The following is a 24,522-nucleotide window of genomic DNA, read 5'->3' as shown; positions in this document are numbered from 1 at the left end:
TTGCGGTTTCGTAAGAATCACCGCCACAACCCGTAATTTGCGGGTCCTTCCCCCCTGAATGTCTCGAATCACTCACAACTGCGCCCGTCACCTGCGGCGTGATTTCTTGAAGCTGGGACTCACCGCCGCTGGTGGTGGGTTGGGTTTCACCGACCTGCTGAGAGCACGGGCCATGGCCGCCACAGCGCCACAGCCTTCCATCGCCCGGCCGGTGAATTGCATTTTGGTGTGGCTCGACGGCGGGCCGTCGCACTACGAGATGTTCGATCCGAAGCCGGATGCGCCGAGCGAGATTCGCGGCGAGTTCGGGACAATCCCAACGAGCGTGCCGGGTGTGAGGTTCTCCGAATCCGTGCCACACCTCGCCAAGGCGGCGGACAAGTTCACGGTGCTGCGCAGCGTAACGCACAAGGATCCCAATCATGGCGGCGGCAACCACTACATGATGACCGGAGCGCCAACGCCGGTGCCGGTCGGCTGCGGTGCCTTCGTGACCTTTCATCCATCCTTCGGCAGCGTGGTGAGCTACAAGCGTGGCATCAAAAACGGACTGCCCGCCTACATGACGCTGCCGAGCATCACCCGCAGCGGCGGCCCCAACTTCCTCGGTGCGGAGCATGCGCCGTTCGTCGCCGGCGGAGATCCGAATTCGAAGGGTTTCAAAGTGCGCGACGTCGTGCTGCCTTCTGACATTTCCGAAGCGCGTGGTCTGGCCCGTCGTGAACTGCGCGTCTCGCTGGATCGCATGAAGCGCCTCAACGACGCCGTCGCGGAAGACCCGGCGGTGAGTTTTGACACCTTCTATGGTCAGGCGGTCGATCTGATTGCCTCCAAGCCTGCCCAAGAGGCTTTTGACATCTCGCTCGAAGATGACAAAACGCGTGACCTGTATGGCCGCAACGATCTCGGCCAGCGCATGCTGCTCGCGCGTCGCCTCGTCGAAGTCGGCGTGCCGTTTGTAACCGTGAACTACGGCGGCTGGGATCATCACCGCGAGCTGTTCAAGACCTGCAAAGGCGACTTCATGAAGAAGTTCGACCAGGGCATGGCTGCTCTGATCACCGACCTCGACCGCCGCGGCCTGTTGGAAAGCACCTTGGTCGTCGGTCTTGGAGAGTTTGGCCGCACGCCGAAGATCAACAAGGACGGCGGGCGCGATCACTGGCCGGGCGCGATGAACATCCTCTTCGCAGGCGCGGGAGTGCCACGCGGCGGCATCGTCGGTGCCACCGATCCCAAGGGCTACTACGCCAGCGACAACATCTACTCGCCGGAGGATTTTGCGTGCACACTTTACACGAAGCTGGGCATTGATCCGCATCAGGTGTTGCACACCAACACGGGACGTCCGGTGCAGCTCATCAACGGCGGCCGGCCCATCCGCGAGCTGTTTGCGTGATGCGTGCACGGGCGGGTTTGATCGCGCTGACCTTCGGAATCGCTGCTCACGCAGCGCCTCCAGCCTTTGACAGCCTTTACCCTGCCGGCGGTTCGCCCGGCGGCAGGATGGAGGTCACCGTCGCAGGCAAAGGACTCGAGAAAGACTCGCCGGCCGCGTGGACGAGCGATCCGCACATCGTCGTGCTGGCGGGCGACAAGCCGAAGAAATACTTCCTGAACATTGCCAAGGATGCCGCGCCCGGCGCCTATCTCATGCGCCTCTACAATGACGAGGGTTCCACGCAGCCGCGCATCATCGAAGTGGGCAGGTTTGAGGAAGTCATCGAGAAGGAACCGAACGATTCGCTGTCGGACGTTCAAGCCGCCGAGGCGAAGATGAACGTGACCATCAACGGCACGCTGGAGAAATCCGGCGACGTGGACACACACACGATCCGAGTGCAGAAGGGCAAACGCATCACGCTGGAACTGCACGGCTACGCGCTGGGTTCGCCCATGGACCCGGCGATCCGTCTGCTGAACGAGCGTGGCATCGAAATCGCCGGTGGCCACGACACATACAATCTCGATCCCCGCATCGAATACACGCCAACCGCCGATGGCACGCTGTTCGTGCAGATCTTTGCCTTCGCACATCCTCCCGCCGCCGATGTTTCGCTCAAAGGTAGCGCGAACCATGTCTATCGACTCACCGTGACCGACGAGCCCAAACCGGTCGTGGCGATCAACGAACCCAAGACGCTGACCATTCCCGCCAAAGTCACCGGCAGCATTGGCAAGCCTGCGGAAGAGGACCGCTATGCCGTCACGGCCAAGAAGGGAGACGAATGGCAGATCGATGTGAGGGCCTATGCGCTCCGTAGTCCGCTTGATGCCACACTGCGCATTGAGGATGCCGAAGGCAAAGTGATCCAGCAGACCGATGACGTGGATAACACCGATCCCTCGTTGAAGTGGAAGGCTCCGAAGGATGGCGACTATGCGATCATCGTCGCCGATCGCTTTCAGCACGGCAGCGCCGACCATCTTTACGAACTCGACGTTCACCCGTTCACTCCACGCCTGACCGCCACGCTCGATACGCATGCCTACCGCATCGAGGCGGGCAAGACGGTCGAAGTCAAAGTCACGGTGAAGACCAACGGGACCTTCAGCGGCAAGATCATGGCCAGAGCCACCCAGCTGCCTCCCGGCGTCACATGTCCCGAAGTCGAGGTGCCAGCCAAAGGCGGCGAGGTGAAACTCAAGCTGACAGCGGCAGCAGATGCCGCCGCAAGTCAGGCCCCGTTTGGCGTGGAGATCGTCGCCGGTGCGCCTGATTCCCTCCAGACGTTCGCTGCCAGTTATGCGATCCCATTTACCGAACCCCGCGGAGATCTGCTCATCATGAGTGATACGCATCCGTGGCTGACGGTGGCGATCAAGAAGCCGTGACGCCCCAACCGCCGCCGCCGGGCGTTTCGATGATCACACGGTCTCCGGTCTGAACTTCCAAAGAAGCGCAGCCCTCGAGTTTCGTCGTCAGACCGTTTCGCAGCAGGTTCTGAGAACCCAGGTTTCCACTCAAGCCGCCATGCAGGCCAAACGGAGCCTCCACCCGGTGCTGCGTCAGCAGGCTGACCGTCAGCGGTGCCAAAAACTCAAACTCACGAATCACACCATTGCCACCGCGCCACCGACCTTCACCTCCTGAGCCGTGCCGAATCGCAAACCGGCGCAGACGCACAGGGTAGCGCTGCTCGATGATCTCAGGATCGGTGATGGCGGTGTTCGTCATGTGCGTGTGAAGCGCGTGGGAGCCATTGTAGCCATCTCCAGCTCCCGAGCCTCCTGCGATGGTCTCGTAGTAGCCGAAACGTTCACCTCCGAAGAGAAAGTTGTTCATGGTGCCCTGGCTGCAGGCCTGCAGATCGAGCGCCTTGACGAGCGTGTCCACGAGGCGCTGGCTGACTTCGACATTGCCTCCGACAACCGCCGGATCGCGGGACGCATTGCCGGTGAAGGTCGGGTTGAGCAGGGACTCTGGACAGATGATTTCCACCGGTTCCATCAGCCCTTCGTTCAGCGGCAGATCTTCCTGAAGCATGAGCCGCATGACATACAGCACGGCGCTGCGAACGATGGCCGTGGTGGCATTCAAATTGCGCGGATGGACGGAAGACGTGCCGGTGAAGTCCAGAATGAGCTTTCCCCGGGCTTTGCGCATCGAAACAGCAATCGGAGATCCGTCATCCAGTCTCTCGGTGGCTGTAATCGCATCGGGCAGGCGCTCGATTTGAGCACGCATGACCTGGGCCGAGTGATCGAGGATGCTTTGCATCGTTGCAGCGAGCGACTGGCTCGCCAAAGCACGCAAACGCTCCACTCCATGAAGGTTGGCCGCCAGTTGGGCGTGCAGGTCGGCGAGGTTGTCAGCGAGATTGCGGGTGGGATAGGGTCCGGTGCTTAACAGGGTACCGATTTCCTCGAAACATGACTGGCCTTCGCGAATCAAGTGTCGCGGGGAAATGACGACGCCTTCTTCAATCAATCGTGTGGCGTTTGCAGGCATCGAGCCTGGGGTGATGCCGCCGATTTCTGCGTGATGCGCCCGGTTGGCGATGTAGCCGACGAGTTTCTTACTCACATCAAACACCGGCGTGATGAGTGTAACATCAGGCAGGTGCGATCCGCCGAAGGCCGGATGATTGGTGATGATCGTGTCTCCCGGTTGCATCTGGACCGCCTTGGCGACTTCTCGAACGCACACGCCAAGAGCTCCGAGGTGCACCGGGATGTGAGGAGCGCTGGAAAGGAGTCGCCCGTGCGAATCGAGCAAGGCACAAGAGAAATCGAGCCGTTCACGGATGTTGGTCGAAATGGCCGTGCGGCAGAGCAGGGCGCCCATGTCGCTCACGATGGAGTGGAAACGATGGCGCAGCAGGTCGCGCTCGAGTGTGAGCGCCGGGCTGGCCGCCTGATCGCAGCGCAGCACATGGCCGAAGCCTTCGACTTTCTCCACGCTCCATCCGGCCGCGATGACGATGGTGCTGAACGCGTCCTGAATCAGTTCAGGTGTGGGAGAGAGAGGTTTTTCCTGAATTGGAATGGGGGAGACAGGAGGCTCCCCCTCCTTGACGATGATGCGCACGCTCACCATCTCGATTTCGCGATTGGCAGGCGGTTCGTAGCCAAACAGGCGCTCGTAGGCTTCGCGGTAGAGTTTCGGAAGAGCTGCGGGATCATCAAACTCCACCTGAATGGGGGTGTCTTGGCCTTTAAGGCGCAGTTCGGCGATCTGGGTGGTTGTGTCTGACTTGTTGGACAAGTCGGACGTGTCTGACAAAAAATCAGCCAACGAAACGCGGTATTCCTTCTCGATGATCCTTTCGGGGACTGCTTCCTGCAGTCCGACGGCACTGAGGATGCCTGCGTGCTCGGGAACAAGGATCGTTTTCATGCCAAGGGCCTCGGCGACAGCGCAGGCGTGCTGCGGGCCGGCGCCGCCGAAGGCGAGCAACGCGTGATCAGCAGGATCATAGCCTTCACCGATGGAGATGCGCCGGATCGCATCGGTCATGTGTTCGATGGCGAGCCGCAGGAGGGAATGAAGCAGATCTGTTTCGCTCAAACTGCTGTCGGTTTGTGCATGGAGTTCGCGCAGGCGTTGTTTGGCAGCCTCCACATCGAGGGGAATGGGCGCGCGTGCGGGATCAAAGCGTTCGAGCAGCAGATTGACATCAGTGATGGTCAAAGGACCGCCTTTGCCATAGCACGCCGGGCCTGGATTTGATCCGGCGCTTTCAGGGCCGACGGCAAGGCCGTGATGGGTCATTTGGCAGATGGACCCTCCGCCTGCGGCGACTGTTTCGATGGCGACGCACGGAGCGAGCAGCTTCATGCCCGCCACGTCTTGAGAAAAACGATAGCCTGGACGTGTGTCGATGCGGGCCACGTCGGTGCTGGTGCCGCCCATGTCGAAGGTGATGATCTTCGTGATTCCCAAACGACGCGCAGCATTGGCGGCACCGATGGCACCTCCGGCGGGGCCGCTGAGGAGCATGTCCTTTGGGCGGATGTCATCGGCCGTTTTCAATCCACCGGCACTGGTCATGACCTGCATGTCAGGCGAGATACGGCGGATGCCGTTGAGGAATGATTGCACGGGTGCGTGCAGGTAGGCGTCTGCCACGGTGCTTTGAGTGCGCGGCAGCAATTTCGCAAAAGCGGCGGTCTGGTGTGAGAGAGTGAGATGAGTGAAGCCGCACTCACGCAGAATCTCGGCGACGCGCTGTTCATGCTGCGAATGCGCGTGCCCGTGAAGCAACGAAACCGCCGCAGTGGTGATGCCCATGGCAACGCAATCGAGCGCGGCTGCACGCACGGCGGCTTCATCGAGCGGCTCAAGCACTTCGCCGTTCACGCCGACCCGTTCGGGCACCTCGCAAACGATCTCATGGAAGATGGGACGGGGTTCGTGATTGAGCGCAAACAGATCGCTGCGACGCTGGTCGCCGATTTGCAGGAGATCTCCAAATCCCCGCGTGATGAAGAGCGCGATGCGACCGCCTTTGTGCTCCAGCAGGGCGTTGGTGGCCCGCGTGGTGGCGATGCGAAGACTCAGCGGCGGAAATTCACTTCCCGGCGGCGTGTTGGTGAGAATGCGAGCGCCGAGCACCGGCGCTTCCTCTCCGGTGGTGAGCTCGAGAAGGGTGCCTGCAGGCCATGTTACCGGAGAGTCGAGGATGATCTCGCCTGTGGTCTCATCGAGCGAAACGATGGTGCGATGGTACGATTCACCCACGGCGTGAATGCGGAAGCCGACGAGAACGGCGGAGGGAAGGGGCGGAAGCCCGGAGAGATGGACAAGAGTGCCCGTCTTACTGGCCAGAACGGCGCGCAGATGGCCGGTGGAGAGAACTTTGCAGCGTGATTCACGGCCCAGCGGGTCGAGAGCGTGGCAGTCGGTGAAGGTTCCACCGGTGTCGGCTGCGATGCGCCACTTCACGGCTGCTTGGGCTCATCCTTGGGGGCGGCGAGATCCATGTCAGGCACCCAGCGCAGCTCTTTGAAGGCGTCGTAGTAAGGTTCGCATCTCTGTGCTTTGAAAACGGCTACGCCGCGCTGAATCCACTCGTTGGCTTTTGCCTTGTCATCTTGATCAAAGGCCAGTGCCGACTTGCTGAAGTAGTAGGCCGGCGTGTCATCCATAAAGGTGAAGGTGTCGGCGACGATCTTTTCCGCCGCCGGACGATGCCCCAGTTTGAGTTCGCAGAGCGCTCGTTTGTAATGAACGAGATGGCGGATGACCATCGGCAGCTTCGGATAGTCAGCGGTCAGCTTGGTGAAGGCCTTGAGGGCGGTGTCGAAATCATGCTTGACGAAGTAGTATTCGGCGAGGTTGAACTTGGGCAGCGGACTGTCAGGCTGGAGCTCGGCCGCCTTTTCGAACTGAGGAAGTGCGAGTTCGAAGTCACGTCGGCGTGGAGCGAGGTAGATGTCTCCCCGCAAAGCGTAGATGTCAGCCACATTTGGGGCGAGCTTTTCCGCCGCGTCTAGTTTTTCGAGAGCATCGGTGAAGCGCTGCTGAACACGCATGTCGCGGGCCTCCATGAGCAGCTTTTTCACTTCATCGGATGTCTGGGGCTGACTGGCGGGCTTGGAGGTCTGCGACCATGCGGAGGCCGCGCCTAAAGTCAGGATCAGTAAGGATTGGATCAGTCTCATTGAGGCGAATGTTAAAGCGTGAATGGGAATCAGGCAAGGCGGCTGCGCATGCTGCTTTCGGCGCCATCGCATAGACTGTGGAGGATTTCGGGGCTGATCCATTCGGCACCAAGTGACAGAATTGTTTCACGCACCATGCCGTCGGCGGAGACCACTCTCAGGGTGCGATCCTTGCCATATCTGGCGACGAGACGCTCGATGATCGTGTCCGCCGTGGTGCGAGGATCGGCAAAAATGATCTGAAGTCCCTGCGGTTCCCGTTCCTCGTTGGTACCCTGCTTTGCGCCGTCAAAAACTACGACCACCTGCGTGCCGGTCATGTCCTGAAGATTGCGCAGCCGCTTCAGGAGTTCCGTGCGTGCCAGATGACGTCTCGAGGCGACCCGGTGCTCGCGCAACAGTTCCGGCCACGCGTGGATGACGCTGTGGCCGTCCACGAGCAGGTAGGTCGGCGGGGCGGACATGGGAGGAGTTTCAAGTTTCAGGTTCCATGTTTCAAGTTGAGAGCGGACAACACGCCAACTCGAAACTTTAAACTGGGAACTTTGAACTCTGCCTACACCGGCGTGGCCTTGGCCTTCTCGTATGCCTCGTTGATCAGGCAGAGGTCGCCTAGCGCATCCTTGAGAGGGTCGATCTCCTTGGCGCTGAAGCCGAGATGCAAGTGTCTGCGCCAGCCTTCGGCATGTTCGAATCGGCCGGAGAGCCGGCCGATCGCATGAGATGCCTCGTCCATGCTGATGAGATAGGAGTCCATGCCCTGGCTGACATCGAGCCAGTGCTTCTGGCTTTCGTGGGCGGCGAGCGCTTCGCGTTTGAGGGAGTGGACACTGGTGGTGTCCACGTAGGCGCCCGCCAGAAGCTTCTGCCGCAATGGGTCGCATTGGCCATGGGGCATGGCGTGATAGACAGTCACGTCATGCAGATAGGAAGGCAGATGCGGCTCGGTCTGAAAATTGGGAATGCAGTGGGAAAACGCCGCAGTGACGGCGAGGCGGCAGGCCGCCATGTGATCCTCCATGTAGTCGGCTGGTGCATGCGTCAGGACGATGCTCGGCTGTGCCATGCGCACGACGGCAGCCACCTGGCGCAAATACTTCACGTCGTAGGTCAGTTCCAGGTCGTCGCTGATCGGCGGGTAAAACGTGGCACCAAGGATTCGGGCGGCTTCCTTTCCTTCCTCCAGACGCTTCTTGGCTGTCGTGGGGCCGTCCATCTGCACCGAACCACCGTTGCCGGTGCACATGTTCATGTAGTGAATGTCCCAGCCACACTCCTTGAGCAGCAACAAGGTTCCGGCGGCGACGAACTCGATGTCGTCAGGATGGGCGAAGAGAGCGAGGGCGGAGGGCATCGGGGGAAGGACGAATTCAGAATGACGAATGCCTGAATTACAGCGCGAAGATCTTGTTCATGCGCTCGACAAGCATGTTGAGGCCGCCTGGATTGATGCCTCCACGCTGCTCGCTGATGGCCCAGCCCGTATAGCCCACGTCATCAAGCGCCTTCATGATGGCGGGCCAGTTGTTGTCGCCTTCGGTAAGGTCGCAGTCGAAGCCTTTCCAGACGCCTTCGTCCTTCATCTTCTTGGTGCTGTACTCTTTGACGTGGATGCGGTTGATGCGTTTCCCGAGCACTTTGATCCACTGCTCCGGCCAGCCGTAGCGCAGCACGTTGCCGATGTCGAAGTGCCAGCCGACGATGGGATCGCCCACTTCGTCGAGATAGCGCACGGCTTCGAGCGGGCTGAGAATGAAGTTGTTCCAGACGTTCTCGATGGAAATCTTCACGCCGAGTTCCTTCGCCAGTGGCACGGCCTTCTTGATCTCGGTGATCGAACGCTCCCACGCGAGGTCATACGGCACCTCTTCGTTGCAAACGCCCGGGACGACGAGAATGGAGTCCGCACTGTAAGCCTTGGCATCACGCAGGGTTTGAAGCACGCCCTGCAGACCCTGTTCGCGCACTGCAGGATCGTTGTGCGTGAGCGTCTGCTTCCAGTGGGTGTGACAGCACACGCTGGCGGCCTGCAGACCTGACTGACCGAGCGCGTCGATCACCTCCTGCTGGTTCATGCCACCGGCCGGTTCCACGCCTTCATAGCCGGCGGTCTTGGCCGCCGTGTATTTTTCGATCAAGGTCCCCTTGATGCCCAAGGTGCCGCCCATGATGGCCTTGCGCAGTTTGCGGGCGGGCTTGGCGGCTTCTTGAGCGCCGAGACCTCCGGTGGCGGCGAGGAGGGCGGTGCTGGAGAGGGATTGCAGGAAATGGCGGCGGTTGGACATGGCGTGAATACGGAGGTGCATGCCGTGAGTTGTCACGGGGGATACAATGAGTCTTCGGGCCGTTAGGAAGCGACTTAGACGTTCTTCGCCAGCAGCGCTTTCGCGGCTTTCTCGATCTTGGGCAGCAACTTGGCCGGAAGCTCAGTGAGCAGCGGGAGCACGGGCCCGGTCTGGGCGACACCGGCGAGTTCGACGGCATGATGCAGCACCAGAATCGGGCTGTGGGCATTGCGCAGGTCCTCGAGGGCCACAAATTCCTCGCGGATCGCCTCGGCGGTGGTCCAGTCTTTCTTCAAAATGGCTTTCAGCAAAGCGGTGGAGCGGGACGGGGCGATGCATACGCAACCGGCGGTGAATCCGGTGACGCCGAAATCGCGCAGATGAATGATGGAAGGCTGCTCGCCGATGCCGCTGACGATGAGTTTGGTGTCCACCAGCTTTGTGAGCTTTTTGAGATACGGGTCCTTCTTCGGATCCGGCTCGACGATCGCGTATTTGATCCACGAAATCAGGCCGTCGTTGACGAGTTCAGCCGCCAGTTCCGGCGTGATGTAGGAGCCATCCTTGATGTAGAGCACGGCCTTGATGCCGGACCTTTCCACAAAATGGCGGATGGCGGTGGCGACACCGGCGGGCTTTGACGGGAAGAGCGTTGGCAGAAGCATGGCCGTGGGGAAGGCGAACTCGCGGAGGATGCTCGCCTGATCCATTGCCGTGCCATACATCGGGCCCACGGACGGCACGATCCACATGTCCTCGGGCGAGACGTCCACGAGCATTTTCAGCAGCGAATGGTATTCGCTCGGAGCGATGTTGTAGAGGTTCGCATTGCCCCCGTAAAGCAGCGTGCGGATGCCGCCTTTGTACATGTGTTTAATGAGACGGCTGTTCTGCGCCTTGGACAAGGTCAGGTTCTTGTTTCGGCACAGCGGCGGAACGGCGATGACGGAGGATTGCAGATCTTCGTACGTAACGGGGGTGGTCTTCATGGGGTGCTGGGGAAAGGAGCGCGGAGCGTGCGTGCTGCAAAGGAAAAGAGCCGTTGTTTGCCAGGTTGGTTTAGAGACTCTCGATGTAGCTGAGCAGATCGGCCATGTCTTCGACGCTCATGCCGGTTTCGAGCCCTTCGGGCATAAGGCTCTGCCCGGACGAACTGCTGCCTTGGATCTCAGAGCGCTGTAGCGTCTTCTCGATGCCGCCCATCATCTTCAAGCTCATGCTGGAGGCCGTGTCATTCGTGATGATGCCCGTGAAGGTCTGCCCGTCCTTCGTGTTCACCGTGTAGGCGATGAACTGCGACGCCACCTCCTTGTGCGGCTCCAGAATCGCGGTCAGCAATGCTTCTCGCCCCTTCGTCTTCACCGTGATCAAATCCGGCCCCACCTGCAGTCCCATCGTTCCGGCACGATGGCAGGCCACACAACGGGCCATGTATTGCGTCTGCCCTTTTTTCGCATCTCCCTTCGCGGCGATCGCCGGTTTGAACTTCGCCGTCACTTCCTCGCGCGACGGCGGAATCACCGACGCCAGCGCCACCTTCGCCGCCGCGGCGACCTTCGGCGACTTGTGTTTGATCAACGCCTGCACCTGCGCCGCCGAGAAAGCTTCTGGCTTCACCACCTTCGACTCCAGCAAGGCGATGGCACGGTCATCTCGTGCCAGGAGCGCCTCCAGAGCCGCGCTCTGAGCCTTGGGACCATAGTGCGGCCAGTTGGAGATAAAATTCGCCGTGACTGAACCCGAATTGTTTGAGGCCAAAACACGAATCGCGGCGGATTGGACGGCATCGGGCTGATTGTCACCCAAGCAGGCGATGAGGGTATTGAGACTTTCTTTGGATGAATCCAAGGACAGCAATTCAACATCCATCAATCTGCTGGACTCACTATTCTGAAGTCTGGAAGCATTCTCTGCTGCATCAGCCAAAACCTTTTTCAGCTTCAAGCCTTTGTCTGCACGCTGCAAACTAGTGCCTGCCTTTCTCAAGCCTTCATCAAGTGCCTTGAACAGTTGCGGCCACGCAACTTTCAGGCCGCCATCTTCAACCAAGGCACTTAACATGCCGCCCGCCCAATCGCCTGCATCAGGTCTGGAGGCTTCGGCCCGCAGAAACGCCGCCATCGCGCCAATCCATTGGGATCTCTTTTTCGCTTGGCGCTCAAAACTTGACCCTAGAGCCGCCATGCTGTGGTGGCCGTTCAGTGCCGCGCCCAGAACCATGGGGTGTGCATCGGTTTTTACGAGACACTGCCACGCGATCTCTTCTGCCCAGTTCAACCCACCAAAGGTCTTTGCTCCTCCGGGGCCGGGTTGTTCGCTGGCAACCTGAGCCAACGCCATCAGAATCCGAGGCGAGTTCCATTTCGCGATGAGCACTTGGAGCGTTGTTTGAACCTCATCGGATGCAGGTCCCACTTTCCCCAAGCCTCGTTCGACCACCTGGGGATCTGCGTCATCCAAGGCGCGGAGAATGGATTGCTCACTCAAAGCACCCAGCCCTTCCAGAGTTCCCAGTGCATGCAGCTTCGCCAAGGCATTATTTCCACTCAGCACCTTCTCCAGCATCGGTACGGCGGCTTTGTCCTGGCGCTCGAAAAGCAAACGCTGCGCGGTGTCGCGGTGCCAGCCGTTGGGATGGCTGAGAGTCTTCACGAGTTCTTCGGTGCTGGCGTCGGAGAGGTTGACCTTCTGGCCGATGCGTTCCGCGCCTTTCTCCGGTACGATGCGGTAGATGCGACCGCGGTCGTTGCCGTTGTTGAGGTCGATGTACTTTTTGATCTCGTCCGGGATGCTCCACGGATGCTCGATGACTTCGCGATACATGTCGCAGATGTGCAGGCAGCCGTCGGGAGCGTTGGCGAAGTTCACGGTGCGCACCCAGGTGTCTTTGGACGCGGCGAATTCAAAGCCATGCTCGTCGGCAGGACGCTCGCCGACGAGGCTGATGCCGTCGGCGCTGGGTTTGATGATCTTGCGATGCACGAGCTGGCCGCCGGCGTCGCCGGTGAAGCTGTTGTTCACGAAGTCGGGACCGTAGGCATCGCCGCGATAGATCGTGGTGCCGGTGGCGCCGGTGAAGTAGCCGCTCACGCGACCGCCCCCCTCGACCACGCCTTTCACCACACCGGCGATGCGCCAGCGCGTGCGGATGATGCGCCAAGGCTCGTCCGGGCTGATGCGAAAGACCTCCGCCGCACCGCCGTCGGCCGCGATGCTCTCCTTGGCACGCGGCATCTGGTAGTAGGGATTGCGGTTCGCGTATTTGTCGTCGTAAACCCAGTATTGGAGGTGGTCGCTGTTCGAGCAGCCGAACTTGCGACCGTAGTTGTCGAAGCTCATGCCGTATTGAGCACCGCCGCCTTCGAGGCCGAACTCATGCGTCAGCGGATTGAACCAAAAGTCCTTCCCTCCAAGCTCGACGCCCTTCAGGTCGGGCCGCTTCAGGCAGGTGACCACACCGCGATTGCCACCACCGGCGAGCAGATGGATGCGATTGTCCTGCCCCCACTGGAAGCTGTTCATGAGGCCCTGCACGTTGAGGATTTTCAATCCGGTGCCGAAGCCGGTGAAGACCTTCTCGCGCACCTCGGCCTTGCCGTCGCCGTCCTTGTCTTCAAAACGCCAGATGTCCGGCGTGGCACCGACATAGAGCCCGCCGTTTGCCCAGATCACCGCCGTGGGCCAGGGCAGATCATCCGCGAAGACCTGGCTCGTCTCGTAGTGGCCATCGCCGTCCTTGTCCTCCAGCATGGAGATGCGGCCGAGATGCGGCGTGACATCGCGCATCTCGCTGTAGTCGATCATTTCGCAGACGAACATGCGCCCGCGCTCGTCGAAGCAGATGGCGATGGGATCGCGCACCTGCGGTTCGTTCGCGGCGAGCTGAAGCTTGAAACCTTTCTTCACCTGCCATGTCGCGATGGCGTCTTTCGGCTCCACGGCGGGATAACGCGGCAGATCCTTGGCCGGATCGACCGCCACCGGGTTTTTCGTTTCGCCGTAGGCCTTGGCGTAGGTGGTCTTGGTCTTGATGCCGTCCGCCTGGGCAAAGAGGGATGAGCTGACGGCAAAGAATACAAAAACGAGGCGATTCATGGCAGAATCATACGGAACTCAGGTTCCGCATGAACAGCCGAATGTTTCCCATCGTGGTATTCTTGTGATGGTGCAGTGAGGCAGGCTGCCAGCCTGTCTCACGAGATCGAAATCACAGCACCGTCTCGTTCACGATCTCGTTGCGCTCATTGAGCAGTACCCGTTTCGGGATGATCGGAGTCTCGCTGTGCCCCCAGGCCATGATGGTGACGCGGTGGCCGGTGCTGATGAGGTGGGCGGCGGCGCCGTTGATGATGATCTGGCCCGAGCCGCTCGGAGCGGGAATGACATAGGTTTCCAGACGTGCACCGCTGGTGATCGAGGTCACCAGGACCTTTTCGCCCTCCCACAGATCCACCTTTTCCATGAGATCAGTCGGTATGGTGATGCTGCCTTCATAGTTGACGTTGGCATCTGTGATGGCGGCGCGGTGGAGCTTGGATTTGAGGGAGGTTCGGAGCACCTGCCAGAGTGCGTCGAACCTGCGAGGGGGTCAAGTGTTGGCTCAAGAGGATGAACGTTTGATGGATGCCGGAACGGGTGAATGATGCGGCAATGAGATACCGCGATTTACGCCGCTCCGAGGCAGGCCCCCGCCACCAGCATTTCACCCCGCGCAAGAGCATGGGGCAGAACTTCCTTCAGGATGAGGAGGTGTCGCGGTGGATCGCCGACCAGGTGCAGCCGGACGAGGCGGATTTTGTGGTGGAGATCGGGCCCGGCATGGGCGCCCTGACCAAGCATCTCGTCGGCAGGCCGAAACATCTCGTGCTGGTCGAAAAAGACTCCCAGCTCGCGCCGGAATTGCAGGGCCGGTTTGACGACCGCAGCGACGTGGAGGTGATCCATGAAGACGCCACGCGCATCAATCTGCGTTCGTGGTTCAAGCACGGCCCGCTGCGCCTCGTGGGGAACCTCCCGTATTCGGTCGGCAGCGAAATCCTGAAGCATTGGCTCACGCCGCCAACGCCCGTCGGTTGCGCTGTGTTCATGCTGCAAAAGGAGGTCTGCGACCGTCTCGCGGCCACCTGCGAGGACGACGCCTACGGTGCGCTCAGCTTGCTGGTGCAGAAGGACTGGAATGTCGAAATGCTGCGCGTTGTGCCGCCGGAGGTGTTTGTGCCGAAGCCGAAGGTGGATTCCGCCGTGATTCGCCTCACTCCGCGAGATCCCGCCACGCTGCCGGTGTTTGATCATGTGCTGTTCGACCGCCTCGTCCGCATGGGCTTTTCCCAGCGTCGAAAGCAGCTCAAGAATCTCCTGCCCGAAGCTCCGGGAGGCTGGGAGTCCTTGGTCGCATCGCTCAACGTTCCACTGACGGTGCGTGCCGAGGGACTGTCGCTCACGCAGTGGATTCAAATCGCCCGCCACTATGAGCAGCGGCACGAGGCCGATGCCGGACAGAAGGCGGGAGAGATGTTCGACGTGGTCAATGAGCGCAACGAGGTCATCGGTCAGCTCACACGCGGCGAGGTGCACAAGCGCAAGCTGCTGCATCGCGCCGTGCACATTTTTGTGATCAACAAACGTGGTCATCTCTACCTGCAGCAGCGTTCACATCTCAAAGACGTGTCGCCGCTTAAGTGGGACAGCAGCGCCGCCGGGCATCTCGATGCCGGAGAGAGCTACGCCAGCGCGGCGGTGCGTGAAACGCGCGAAGAGATCGGCATCGACGTTGGGACCACCGAGCTCGCGGCCCAGATTCCCGCCAGCGACAACACGGATCACGAATTCGTCGAACTCCACCTCGCGCGTCACGAGGGTCCCATCCGCTGCCTGCCCGAGGAAATCGCCACCGGCGACTGGTTCAAGCCCGAGGACATCACCGCCTGGGTGGAGGCGAGGCCTCAGGACTTTGCGAAGGGCTTTGTGACCTGCTGGAAGGCGTGGCAGCAGAAGCAGCGCGCTACCTGAGCGTCCGCGGGATGAAGACGGACTGCATGCCTGCCGCGGTCGCCGCCGCGAGGCCGCTGTGACCGTCCTCGAGCACGAGACAATCGCCGGGCTCGACGCCCATCTGCTCTGCGGCAAGCAGGAACATGTCCGGTGCCGGTTTGCCGTGTTTCACCTTTCGGGGGGTGATGATGATGGGAAACAGATGCAGCAGTTCCGTGGCCTCCAGGCAGCCGCGGACCGTGGACTCTTCGCTGCCTGAGGCGACCGCCATTGGGAATCGGCCGTGGAGCGACTTGGCAAACTCGGCGACGGGCCGCACAGCCTGAACCTCCGGGATGCGCTCACGGAAGATCTCCATCTTCAGTTCATCGACGCTGACCGGATCGATCTGCGTGCCGTGCTTCACGTTGAGGATCTTGACCACATCCTGCTCCTTGATGCCAGCGTGGGCGTAAAACTCTTCCTCGGTGAATTCAAACGGTGCATCATGCCGCTTCAGCGCCTCCACCCACGCGACGTAGTGCATCGGCATCGAATCGACGAGCGTGCCATCGCAGTCGAAGATGTAGGCCTTGAAGGGATGATCGGGGATTTGAAGAGTCATGGCAACAGTCTCAATGGGAAGCCCGGTTCACCGCGCTCAGTACCGCTTTGATCGACGCGAGTTCGATGTTCGTGTCGACACCGGCTCCCCAGATCGTTTTGCCTTCTCCGTTTTTGATCTGGATGAATGCGAGTGCGCTGGCTTCGGTGCCGCTGCTGAGGCTTTGCTCGCGGTAGGTGGCGACTTCGAATGACGGGGCGCCGCCTTCGCTGACAAGAGCATGGGCGAACGCGGCGATGGGCCCGTTGCCCTTGCCTGCGATGCCGCGTTCCTGTCCATTGATGACCAGACTGCAGCGGCAGGTGAAAACGCCGTCCACACCGTCCGCGTGGAAGTGGTGCAACGAGTAGGGGGTGCTGCGCTCGATGTATTCCTTCCAGAACATCTCCTTCAACTCCGCGCCGCTGACCTCGCGGCCAAGTTTGTCCACGATGTCGTTGGCCAGCGGGCCGAACTCGCGCTGCATGTCCTTCGGCAGCTCGATGCCGAACTCGCTTTCGAGAAGGTAGGCGACGCCGCCTTTGCCGCTCTGCGAGTTCACGCGGATGACTTCGCGGTATTCGCGGCCAATGTCGTTCGGGTCGATCGTCAGGTAGGGGACATCCCAGATGGTTTTGTGCTGGTCGTAACCGGACAGGCCCTTCTTGATCGCATCCTGATGGCTGCCGCTGAAGGCCGTGAAGACGAGTTCACCCGCATAAGGCTGACGTGGAGGCACGGTCATGCCGGTGGTGCGCTCATACATGGCGATCAGGCCGTTCATGTCGCTGAAGTCGAGCTTCGGATTGATGCCGTGCATGTACAGATTCATGGCGACCTGGACGATGTCGAGATTGCCGGTGCGCTCGCCGTTTCCAAACAGCGTGCCTTCCACGCGGTCGGCTCCGGCCAGCAGGCCCAGTTCGGTGGCGGCGGTGCCGGTGCCGCGGTCGTTGTGCGTGTGCAGGCTGACGATGAGGCTCTCGCGGTTTTTGATGTTCGTGCAGATCCACTCGATCTGGTCGGCATACACGTTTGGCATGCAGACTTCGACGGTGTCCGGCAGGTTGAGGATCATTTTGTGCTCAGGCGTTGGCTGCCACACGTCCATGACGGCTTCGCTGATTTCCTTGGCGAACTCGACTTCGGTGGCGCTGAAGCTCTCGGGCGAGTACTGCAACGTGACGTGCGTGCCGCCTGCGGTGAGGCGGTGCAGCCGGTCTTTGATCATCTGCGCGCCTTTCACAGCCACGGCGATGATCTCCTCCTTGGTCTTGCCAAACACGTACTTCCGCTGTGCGGGCGACGTGGAATTGTACATATGAATGACGACCTTCTTCGCGCCGATGAGGCTTTCGACGGTCTTTTCGATCAAGTCTTCCCGTGCCTGCACCAGGCACTGGATGGTCACATCATCAGGAATGCGTCCTTCTTCGATGAGGCGGCGGTTGAAGGCGAACTCGGTGTTCGAGGCGGAGGGGAAGCCGACTTCGATTTCCTTGAAGCCACATTTTACCAGAGCATCAAACATGTCGAGTTTCTGGGACACATTCATCGGCACGGCGAGCGCCTGATTGCCATCGCGCAGATCGACCGAACACCAGATAGGAGCAGCGGAGATGGTTTGAGAGGGCCAGCGACGGTTCGGCAACGAGACGGGATCGAAGCGCTGGTATTTGGAGGACGGACTTTTCAACATGACGGGACAGATTTGGACGAAATTGACAGAATTGCAGCCAGATTCACAGCCGGGCTGACTTGGGATGCCGTGACGTGACGGCAGGGGATGACGAGGAAACGCGGGCCGCCTACCCTTGCGTAAGTCGCAGGGAAAGAAGAAGCAGAGCCGTGGCGGTGGTGGTCATGAACGAACGGAAGAAAGCAGAGATGGCGCAGAGGTCAAGGCTGTGCCGTCAGGTTGTCGGGCCGGTGGCAGGATGACCTCTTGACCACCTCGTGACTCTCTTGACTACTCCTTGACCATCCCATGACCCGATTTCGCCCCTGCATTGATCTTCACGACGGCCACGTAAAGCAGATCGTCGGCTCATCGTTGCGTGATGACGGCGCGGGTCTGAAAACGAATTTCGTGAGCGACCGTGATGCGGCGTGGTATGGCGAACTTTACAAGTGTGATGGTCTGGCCGGCGGGCATGTGATTCTGCTCGGGAAGGGGAATGAGCAGGCCGCCAAGGCCGCAGTGGGGGCCTTCCCCGGCGGATTGCAGGTAGGCGGCGGGATCCGGCCCGAGAACACGGCCGAGTACCTCGATGCCGGAGCGAGTCATGTGATCGTTACGAGCTACCTCTTTGAAGCTGACGGCACGTTCAGTGAAGCAAAGCTCGAAAACATCGTGAAGGCTGCGGGTCGTGACAGGCTTGTGATCGACCTGAGTTGCAAGGCCACGGCGAAGGGGTGGACGGTCGCGATGAACCGCTGGCAGACGCTGACGACGCTCGATGTGACGCCCGACTCGCTGAAGTGGCTCGCGGGGCACTGTGCAGAGTTTTTGATTCATGCCGTCGATGTCGAGGGCAAGTGTGAGGGCATCGACGAAGCTCTGGTGAGCTTTCTTGGCGAGCATTCACCGATCCCGATGACCTACGCGGGAGGTATTCGCCATCTGGACGATCTCAAGCGCATCGACGAACTTAGCCGTGGTCGCGTTGACGGCACGGTGGGAAGCGCCCTCGACCTGTTTGGTGGCTCTGGCGCCAAGTACGATGAATTGGTGGCTTGGAACCATCGCACTCTTTGAACCATGAAAATCATCCGCTATGCCGACTCACAGGGAAACATTGTTCATGCCGCGCAGCAGAAGGATGGAGGCGCGCGGATCATCCAAGGTGACATTTTTGGCGAATATCACGTGACCGATCGAAAGGCCGATGTGGCGAAGCTGCTCGCGCCGGTTCAGCCGTTTGCAATCATTTGCATCGGCCTGAACTACAAGTTTCACGCGGAGGAGACGAAGGCGGCGATTCCGCAGCATCCGGTCGTGTTCATGAAGCTCCCGAACGTGGTCCAGCATCCTGGCGATCCGATCCTGCTGCCGACCCATCTGAAGAGCGACAAGGTGGACTACGAGTGCGAGCTGGCGGTCGTGATCGGCAAGGTGGCGAAGAACGTGAGCAAGGCAGACGCATTGAAGCATGTGCTCGGCTACACCTGCGCGAACGATGTGAGCGCCCGTGACTGGCAGAAGCATGGCGGCGGCGGCCAGTGGTGCCGAGGCAAGTCCTTTGACACGTTTTGCCCGCTGGGGCCGGTGTTGGTGACGGTGGACGAAATCCCGAACCCGAACAGTCTGGCGATCAAAACCGTGCTCAATGGAGAAACCATGCAGGACTGGAACACAAACGACATGATCTTTGATGTGCCAACGCTGATCGAGTTTCTCAGCGGCAGCACGACGCTGATGCCGGGAACCGTGATCCTCACCGGCACTCCTCATGGCGTAGGCATGGCGCGCACGCCGCCTGTGTTCATGAAGGACGGCGACACAGTGAGCGTGGAGATCGAACAGATCGGCACGCTGACAAATCCGGTCCGCAGTGAGGCGTGAACCTCAGTCCTGAGCTTTTTTCAGTTCGCTGATGAGCCGCTCGTAACGGCGCTGCGGACAGCATTCTTCGAGAAGGGCGCGGAGAGCCGCCTTCCTCCGGACGAAATGAAAGGCGATGATGTCGCACACGCCTTCCGCCTCATCCATCATCTCCAGTTCCTTGCGCATTTGCTGCATGCTTTCACAACTGTCGTCCGTGGGGTGCGGCAGCAGGTCGAGCGCGCGTGATTTCAATGTCCGCAGGCTCTCCGTGGGGGCGTCGCGTGTGATGACGGGTTCGATGCGGGCAATCCGAAAGGGGTCCATCTGATCCCATCCGGTGATGCGCACGCGCCGGACGCCATAGAGCATCACCTGCGATGTGCCGTCGGAATTCTTGACCGAGGCACGGACGAGACCTGCCGTGGTGATGGGGAGAACGTCATCCTTGCTGCAGACGCCGACGCAGAACATGCGGTCGGTGTGCAATGCGTGGTCGAGCATCAGTCGATAGCGCTCCTCAAAGATGAACAGAGGCAGGTGGCATCCTGGAAAATGATAGCATCCGTCGAGCACAATCACCGGCAGGCTGCGTGGGAGCACGAATTGTGTGGCTGAGAATGTCTTTGAGGCGATGTCCATGAATCAGATGTGACGGGATACGCTTCAACCCGCTCTCTGGTTCGATGTTTCCTGCGACTGTGCGTGGCTGCTCAAAGGCTCTTCAAATAGGCGATGATATCGCTGATCGCTTGAGGCGTAAGGCCGAGCTGCTGGGGCTGATACATGAGCGAGCGCTTCATCTTTTGAATGCCGGCGATCCGGTTCTTAGGCACGGTCTGAACCAGGCCGCCCATGCACTTGATCATGACGGGATCCCCGCTGGAGAGGATCATGCCGCTGATGGTGAGCCCGTCCGTGGTTTTGATCTCGCTGCCTTCAAAGCCGTGGGAGATGTCGGCAGAGGGATTGAGGATGGCATTGGCGATGACCTCGGCAGGCTGCTGTTTGCCAAATGTGCTCAGGTCTGGGCCGAATTCGACGCCTGCCTTGCCGACTTTGTGGCAGGTGTAGCACACCGCGATGGTCGCCGCCCCACGTTTCGCATCGCCAGGCAGATTGGCGATGTCGGTGCTCGTGGGCAGTTGGGGCGCATCTTTGATTTCCGGCGGCATTTCAACCGCGACGAGCTTGACCTTGGCGGGGTCATACAAACCGAGCGCCTTCATGCCGCCTTCGACATCGTAATCTTTCCAGTCATTGCCTTTGCGGTTAAGCAGCCACCATTTGGCGAGCTCCTTCATCGGGAAATCCTGAGTGTTGGCGAGTTCGATCATCGCCCCCGCGGCTTCGCGATTTTTCACAAAGGCCAGCGCGGTGAGCATGAGCTTGCGCTGCTCTTCTGTCAGAGCGCTATCGAGTGCACGGGTCTTGAAATCCTGCACCGCAGCGGCGGGATGAAGACGCCAGGCGAGCCAAGCAAAGGCATTGCTCCATTTCTCGGCGCTGGTTGCGAGTTCCTTCGACACGGCTGCATAAACCTCCGCTTCCTTGCCCTCACTGCCGAGACCAAACGCTTCGAGATAGGCGCGGTCACTTCCATCGAACTGCTTTGCGATCTTCACCAGCAAGGAGACGCTTTGCGCCGCGGGCACGTCTCGCAAAGTCAGAGCCACTTCGCGACGCACTGCCGCGGAAGGATCAGACACCATCTTGGCGGCCATTTCTAGCACGTTTACATCGGCACGGCGCAGGGCGCGATAGGCGACGAGACGCTGTTCATCGGACTTCGATTCCAGCCAGGGCTTCACCTTTGCGATGCCGTCTTCACCCGTCTGCGCGAGCAGCCAGGCGGCACGTGCGGCGATATAGGCGTTGTCATCCTTGAGCAATGCGGCGACTGCAGGCACACCCTTGGCACCTTGTGCCTTCAATGCCGTAAAGCCGCTGAAGCGCACGTTGGGCGCGGGGCTTTTCAGCGCGGCGATCTGGCCTTCCATCGTGTCGAGTTTCAACGCGGGCACCTTTGAGGCGAAGCCTTTCGGTGCGATGCGGTAGATCGTGCCGGTGTAGCGGTCGTCCAGAGTGCCATGACCACCGACGCGCGCATCGAACCAGTCTGCGACATAGATCGCGCCATCGGGGCCGACAGTGACATCGCTGGGGCGGAAGCGTGTTTTGAGTTCACCCGTGGGTTTGCCACCAAGGAAATCGGAACCAGCAAATTCTTTCTCTTTGTTCGACGTGAGGAAGTCAAAACGCTCCAGCTTCCATCCTGCACCGTCAGGTTTCGGAAGATAACCGAAGACGACGTTCTTGCCCGCCTCACAGGCGAGCAGCAGGCCGTTCCATTTGGGATCAAGAGCGCCGTTTTCGTAGAATGCCACACCAGTGGGCGAGCCACCGCCATAGACATCACCGGCCGGCATCGTGCCGGGATCTTCCTGCCGCCATTCGGCAACGGGAGTCTCCTGGCCGGGACGCTTGTCAGCACCCCAGGAGCGCTGACCATCGGCGGAGGCGAAGCCTGCATTGCCACCCTCCATCACTGGTGTTACGCGGCAGGCGGGCGGATCATCGTTGTCGCTTTGGAACACATCGCCCAAGGAGGTGATGGTCTGCTCGTAGCTGTTGCGATAGTTGTGTCCGATGATCGTGACGTTTGTGCCATCCGGATTCATACGCGCGGCGAAACCGCCGATCCACACATGGCCGTCGTCGCTTTTCTGCCCGGCGATATCCTGCATCTGATAGGGGCTGCCCATGCGGAAGGTTTTGCCCGACTTGTCTTTGAACAGCGCGCCTGTGTTTCCCTGATTCCAATACCACATCCCATCCGGGCCAGCGGTGACACTGTGAAGACTGTGGTCGTGCTGACGACCGCCGAAGCCTGTGAGCAAAACCTCGCGTGTGTCCACGGTGGAGTCGAACTTGCCGTCACCGTTCACATCGGTGTAAACAAGCATGTCCGGTGGCTGGGAGACGACGACCTTGTTTCCGAACACCGCCACTCCGAGCGGAGCGGCGAGCGCGGACTCCTGCACGAACACGGTGCTCTTGTCTGCCTTGCCGTCGCCTGTCGTGTCTTCGAGGACCACAATGCGATCGCCCTCCGGCCTGCGGCTGCCCTTGCTGCGGTAGTTCACGCCTTCCGCGACCCACATGCGACCCTGGGCATCGAAGTCGATGTTCGTCGGATTATACAACGCGGGTGAAGTGGCCCAGACGGTGACTTCGAGTCCTTCAGGTGTCGCAAACATCTCTGAAGGCACGAGCGTCTTGCCATCATCCACGACGGGCGGCACGGGTTTCGGTGCACCGGGCGGCTTCTCGGTGAACACCTGAAACTTTACCGAGGCCGTGCTCGCCTTGCCTCCGCGCATCATGCCGCCGTCATCGATCGCCGTCTGCGCGGTGAATCGTTCCACTCCCTGGGGCAGTTCATAAAAGATCACCGAGCGCGCGTGGGTGCCGATGCCGTTTTCAAACGTCTGCCCGTTCACGAGAAGCGGCGATCCCATGGCCGATTTTCCGATGCGGGTGCTGCCGGAACCCTGGCTGGCGGCCTTCCATGGAAGCTTGATCAGATCCTTCTTCGAACCGTCCGTCATCACCAGCTTTGGCTCGAGCCAGTCGGCCCAGTCGCAACTGATGCCATCCTCATCTGAAACGACGAGATACAGTTCCTTGGCGCCTTTCACGGACACATCGACTGGCACCAACCGGCGCAGACTCGTGCTGGTAAGCTTGGGGCTTTCGTAGACCGGATCAGCGGCTGAAGCGGCGGAGGCGACGGCGAGAAACGCCAGAAGTGTGGATTGAAGAGAGGTCATGACGCGGCAGAGAGTCGGACGGAAAGGGAAGCGTGGCACAGGCATACGCTTTTCGCCTCGGAAAAGTACTCATCGATCGCCATCAATCTCCCAGCCAGACTCTGCCGGGCCGCCACAACCACTTTCCCGCTGGTGCGCCCGTCAGGAATCGAACCTGAATCTGCGGCTTCGGAGACCACCATTCTATCCGTTGAACTACGGGCGCGCTGTCGCGGGGCCGATGCTTCGCATGCACCACGGAATGCGGCAAGTCGTTTTCCGGGCGATCCTCACAAGAGCTCGTGCTTAGCTTTGCCTTCCTTGGCGTCGGCCTGGAACTTGTTCCAGCGGAAGGGTTCGACGATCTGACCCCAGAAGGATTTGGGCATCGCCGCGTTGATGCCGATTTCCGCGGGCGGGCGGCGGTTCACGTCGTCGTAGAAGGTTCCGAAGATGAGATCCCATAGGATCAAGTTCTCGCCGTAGTTCTTGTTGCCTTCGCGAAGGTCCATCGAGTGATGCCAGCGGTGGAGGGCGGGGGTGTTGAAGATGTAATTGAGCCAGCCAAAGCGCATGCGGATGTTGGCGTGTGTGAGGAAGCCGATGTAGGCGGTGATGGCACCGAACCAGAGCACGACATCCTTGGGCGCGCCGGCCAGAGCGAGAAGAGGCGCCGAAAAAATCATGCTCTTGAGCGTGTCGATGATGTGAAAGCGTCCCGTGTTGAAGAACCACAGCTTCCTAGAGCTGTGATGAACCGCGTGGAACCACCACAGCGGCATCCATTCATGAGCGATTCGATGCGCCCAGTAGAGCCCAAACTCGGCGATAACGAGACCCAGCACGACCTGGAAAAACATCGGCCAGTGATTCGGCCAATAACCGGTGCCCTGATCTCCGCCGACCACGCTGGCGAGGCCGAGCCAGGTCATCGAGACAACCAGCAGTTGCACGAACGACTTGGTGAAAGCCGTGTGCGCAAAGTCCGGGATCTCCTGCCCGTCCGAGTGCAGCCAGCTTTCTTCGTGGGGGAACACGCGCTCCAGCACATACAGAAGCGCTGCGAGGCTGAAGTAACAGATGTTGAAGGCCAGCGGGCCGTGGCCGCTCGCGATGCCGATTCCCGTTGGAATCAGGGCGGCGGTGAGGATCAGCGGCCAGAGCAGATATTCGAAAAGCGTGCGGAGCATGGACGGCACT

The 24,522-nt window shown here is 60.2% G+C and carries 18 protein-coding genes and 1 tRNA gene; 5 read left to right on the top strand and 14 right to left on the bottom strand.

What is annotated here, in order from left to right; translation table 11 throughout:
- Positions 1-58: 58 nt before the first annotated feature.
- Complete coding sequence (locus KDL09_RS06435) at positions 59-1,399, top strand: DUF1501 domain-containing protein (protein WP_294382879.1); 1,341 nt, start codon at positions 59-61, stop codon at positions 1,397-1,399.
- A complete protein-coding gene (locus KDL09_RS06430; RefSeq protein ID WP_294382875.1) occupies positions 1,399-2,835 on the top strand; it encodes a PPC domain-containing protein in 1,437 nt (478 codons plus the stop codon). The genes KDL09_RS06435 and KDL09_RS06430 overlap by 1 nt, the downstream gene beginning before the upstream one ends.
- Here KDL09_RS06430 and KDL09_RS06425 read toward each other — a convergent pair.
- The 8 genes from KDL09_RS06425 to panD form a co-directional block, all read right to left on the bottom strand.
- On the bottom strand, positions 2,822-6,388 hold the full coding sequence (locus tag KDL09_RS06425) for a hydantoinase B/oxoprolinase family protein (protein ID WP_294382873.1): 3,567 nt from the start codon (positions 6,386-6,388) through the stop codon (positions 2,822-2,824). The two genes, KDL09_RS06430 and KDL09_RS06425, sit on opposite strands and share 14 nt — an antisense overlap.
- Positions 6,385-7,107, bottom strand: a complete 723-nt coding sequence (locus tag KDL09_RS06420) for a tetratricopeptide repeat protein (RefSeq protein WP_294382872.1) — start codon at positions 7,105-7,107, stop codon at positions 6,385-6,387. Before KDL09_RS06420 ends, KDL09_RS06425 begins: the two co-directional genes overlap by 4 nt.
- A 29-nt stretch (positions 7,108-7,136) precedes the next feature.
- A complete protein-coding gene (locus KDL09_RS06415) occupies positions 7,137-7,571 on the bottom strand; it encodes an NYN domain-containing protein (RefSeq protein ID WP_294382870.1) in 435 nt (144 codons plus the stop codon).
- Positions 7,572-7,663: 92 nt separating this feature from the next.
- The gene (locus KDL09_RS06410; protein WP_294382868.1) at positions 7,664-8,461 is read right to left on the bottom strand and encodes a PIG-L family deacetylase; all 798 of its coding nucleotides are present in this window, start codon (positions 8,459-8,461) and stop codon (positions 7,664-7,666) included.
- 37 nt (positions 8,462-8,498) lie between these two features.
- Positions 8,499-9,392 carry a sugar phosphate isomerase/epimerase family protein gene (locus KDL09_RS06405; protein WP_294382866.1) on the bottom strand — a complete coding sequence of 298 codons (894 nt, stop codon included), beginning with the start codon at positions 9,390-9,392 and terminating at the stop codon, positions 8,499-8,501.
- Between the two features lie 74 nt (positions 9,393-9,466).
- Positions 9,467-10,381, bottom strand: a complete 915-nt coding sequence (locus KDL09_RS06400) for a dihydrodipicolinate synthase family protein (RefSeq protein ID WP_294382845.1) — start codon at positions 10,379-10,381, stop codon at positions 9,467-9,469.
- 70 nt (positions 10,382-10,451) lie between these two features.
- The gene (locus KDL09_RS06395; RefSeq protein WP_294382844.1) at positions 10,452-13,487 is read right to left on the bottom strand and encodes a PVC-type heme-binding CxxCH protein; all 3,036 of its coding nucleotides are present in this window, start codon (positions 13,485-13,487) and stop codon (positions 10,452-10,454) included.
- Positions 13,488-13,599: 112 nt separating this feature from the next.
- Positions 13,600-13,950, bottom strand: coding sequence for an aspartate 1-decarboxylase (gene panD, locus KDL09_RS06390; RefSeq protein ID WP_294382842.1), 351 nt, complete (start codon positions 13,948-13,950; stop codon positions 13,600-13,602).
- Positions 13,951-14,015: 65 nt separating this feature from the next.
- On the opposite strand from panD, the gene rsmA reads away from it, so the two are divergent.
- Positions 14,016-15,401, top strand: coding sequence for a 16S rRNA (adenine(1518)-N(6)/adenine(1519)-N(6))-dimethyltransferase RsmA (gene rsmA / locus KDL09_RS06385; protein WP_345781075.1), 1,386 nt, complete (start codon positions 14,016-14,018; stop codon positions 15,399-15,401).
- Here rsmA and KDL09_RS06380 read toward each other — a convergent pair.
- Positions 15,394-15,987, bottom strand: a complete 594-nt coding sequence (locus KDL09_RS06380; RefSeq protein ID WP_294382838.1) for an HAD family phosphatase — start codon at positions 15,985-15,987, stop codon at positions 15,394-15,396. The genes rsmA and KDL09_RS06380 overlap by 8 nt on opposite strands.
- 10 nt (positions 15,988-15,997) lie before the next feature.
- The gene (leuA, locus tag KDL09_RS06375; RefSeq protein ID WP_294382836.1) at positions 15,998-17,665 is read right to left on the bottom strand and encodes a 2-isopropylmalate synthase; all 1,668 of its coding nucleotides are present in this window, start codon (positions 17,663-17,665) and stop codon (positions 15,998-16,000) included.
- Between the two features lie 288 nt (positions 17,666-17,953).
- Here leuA and hisA point away from each other — a divergent pair, with 288 nt between their 5' ends.
- Entirely contained in the window at positions 17,954-18,724 is a 771-nt protein-coding gene (gene hisA, locus KDL09_RS06370; RefSeq protein ID WP_294382834.1) for a phosphoribosylformimino-5-aminoimidazole carboxamide ribotide isomerase, read from the top strand.
- A 3-nt stretch (positions 18,725-18,727) separates the two neighbouring features.
- Complete coding sequence (locus tag KDL09_RS06365) at positions 18,728-19,531, top strand: fumarylacetoacetate hydrolase family protein (protein ID WP_294382832.1); 804 nt, start codon at positions 18,728-18,730, stop codon at positions 19,529-19,531.
- Between the two features lie 3 nt (positions 19,532-19,534).
- Here KDL09_RS06365 and KDL09_RS06360 read toward each other — a convergent pair whose 3' ends face one another.
- The 4 genes from KDL09_RS06360 to KDL09_RS06345 form a co-directional block, all read right to left on the bottom strand.
- Positions 19,535-20,152: an LON peptidase substrate-binding domain-containing protein gene (locus tag KDL09_RS06360; RefSeq protein ID WP_294382830.1), complete on the bottom strand. Its 618-nt coding sequence runs from the start codon at positions 20,150-20,152 to the stop codon at positions 19,535-19,537.
- A 71-nt stretch (positions 20,153-20,223) separates the two neighbouring features.
- Positions 20,224-23,343 carry a PVC-type heme-binding CxxCH protein gene (locus KDL09_RS06355; protein WP_294382829.1) on the bottom strand — a complete coding sequence of 1,040 codons (3,120 nt, stop codon included), beginning with the start codon at positions 23,341-23,343 and terminating at the stop codon, positions 20,224-20,226.
- A gap of 130 nt (positions 23,344-23,473) precedes the next feature.
- Positions 23,474-23,548 (bottom strand) — tRNA-Arg (locus KDL09_RS06350).
- Between the two features lie 64 nt (positions 23,549-23,612).
- Entirely contained in the window at positions 23,613-24,512 is a 900-nt protein-coding gene (locus KDL09_RS06345) for a sterol desaturase family protein (protein ID WP_294382827.1), read from the bottom strand.
- Positions 24,513-24,522: the final 10 nt, after the last annotated feature.

This window comes from Prosthecobacter sp. (assembly GCF_020439865.1).
Lineage (GTDB): Bacteria > Verrucomicrobiota > Verrucomicrobiia > Verrucomicrobiales > Verrucomicrobiaceae > Prosthecobacter.
This window is presented reverse-complemented; position numbering and strand designations above follow the sequence as displayed.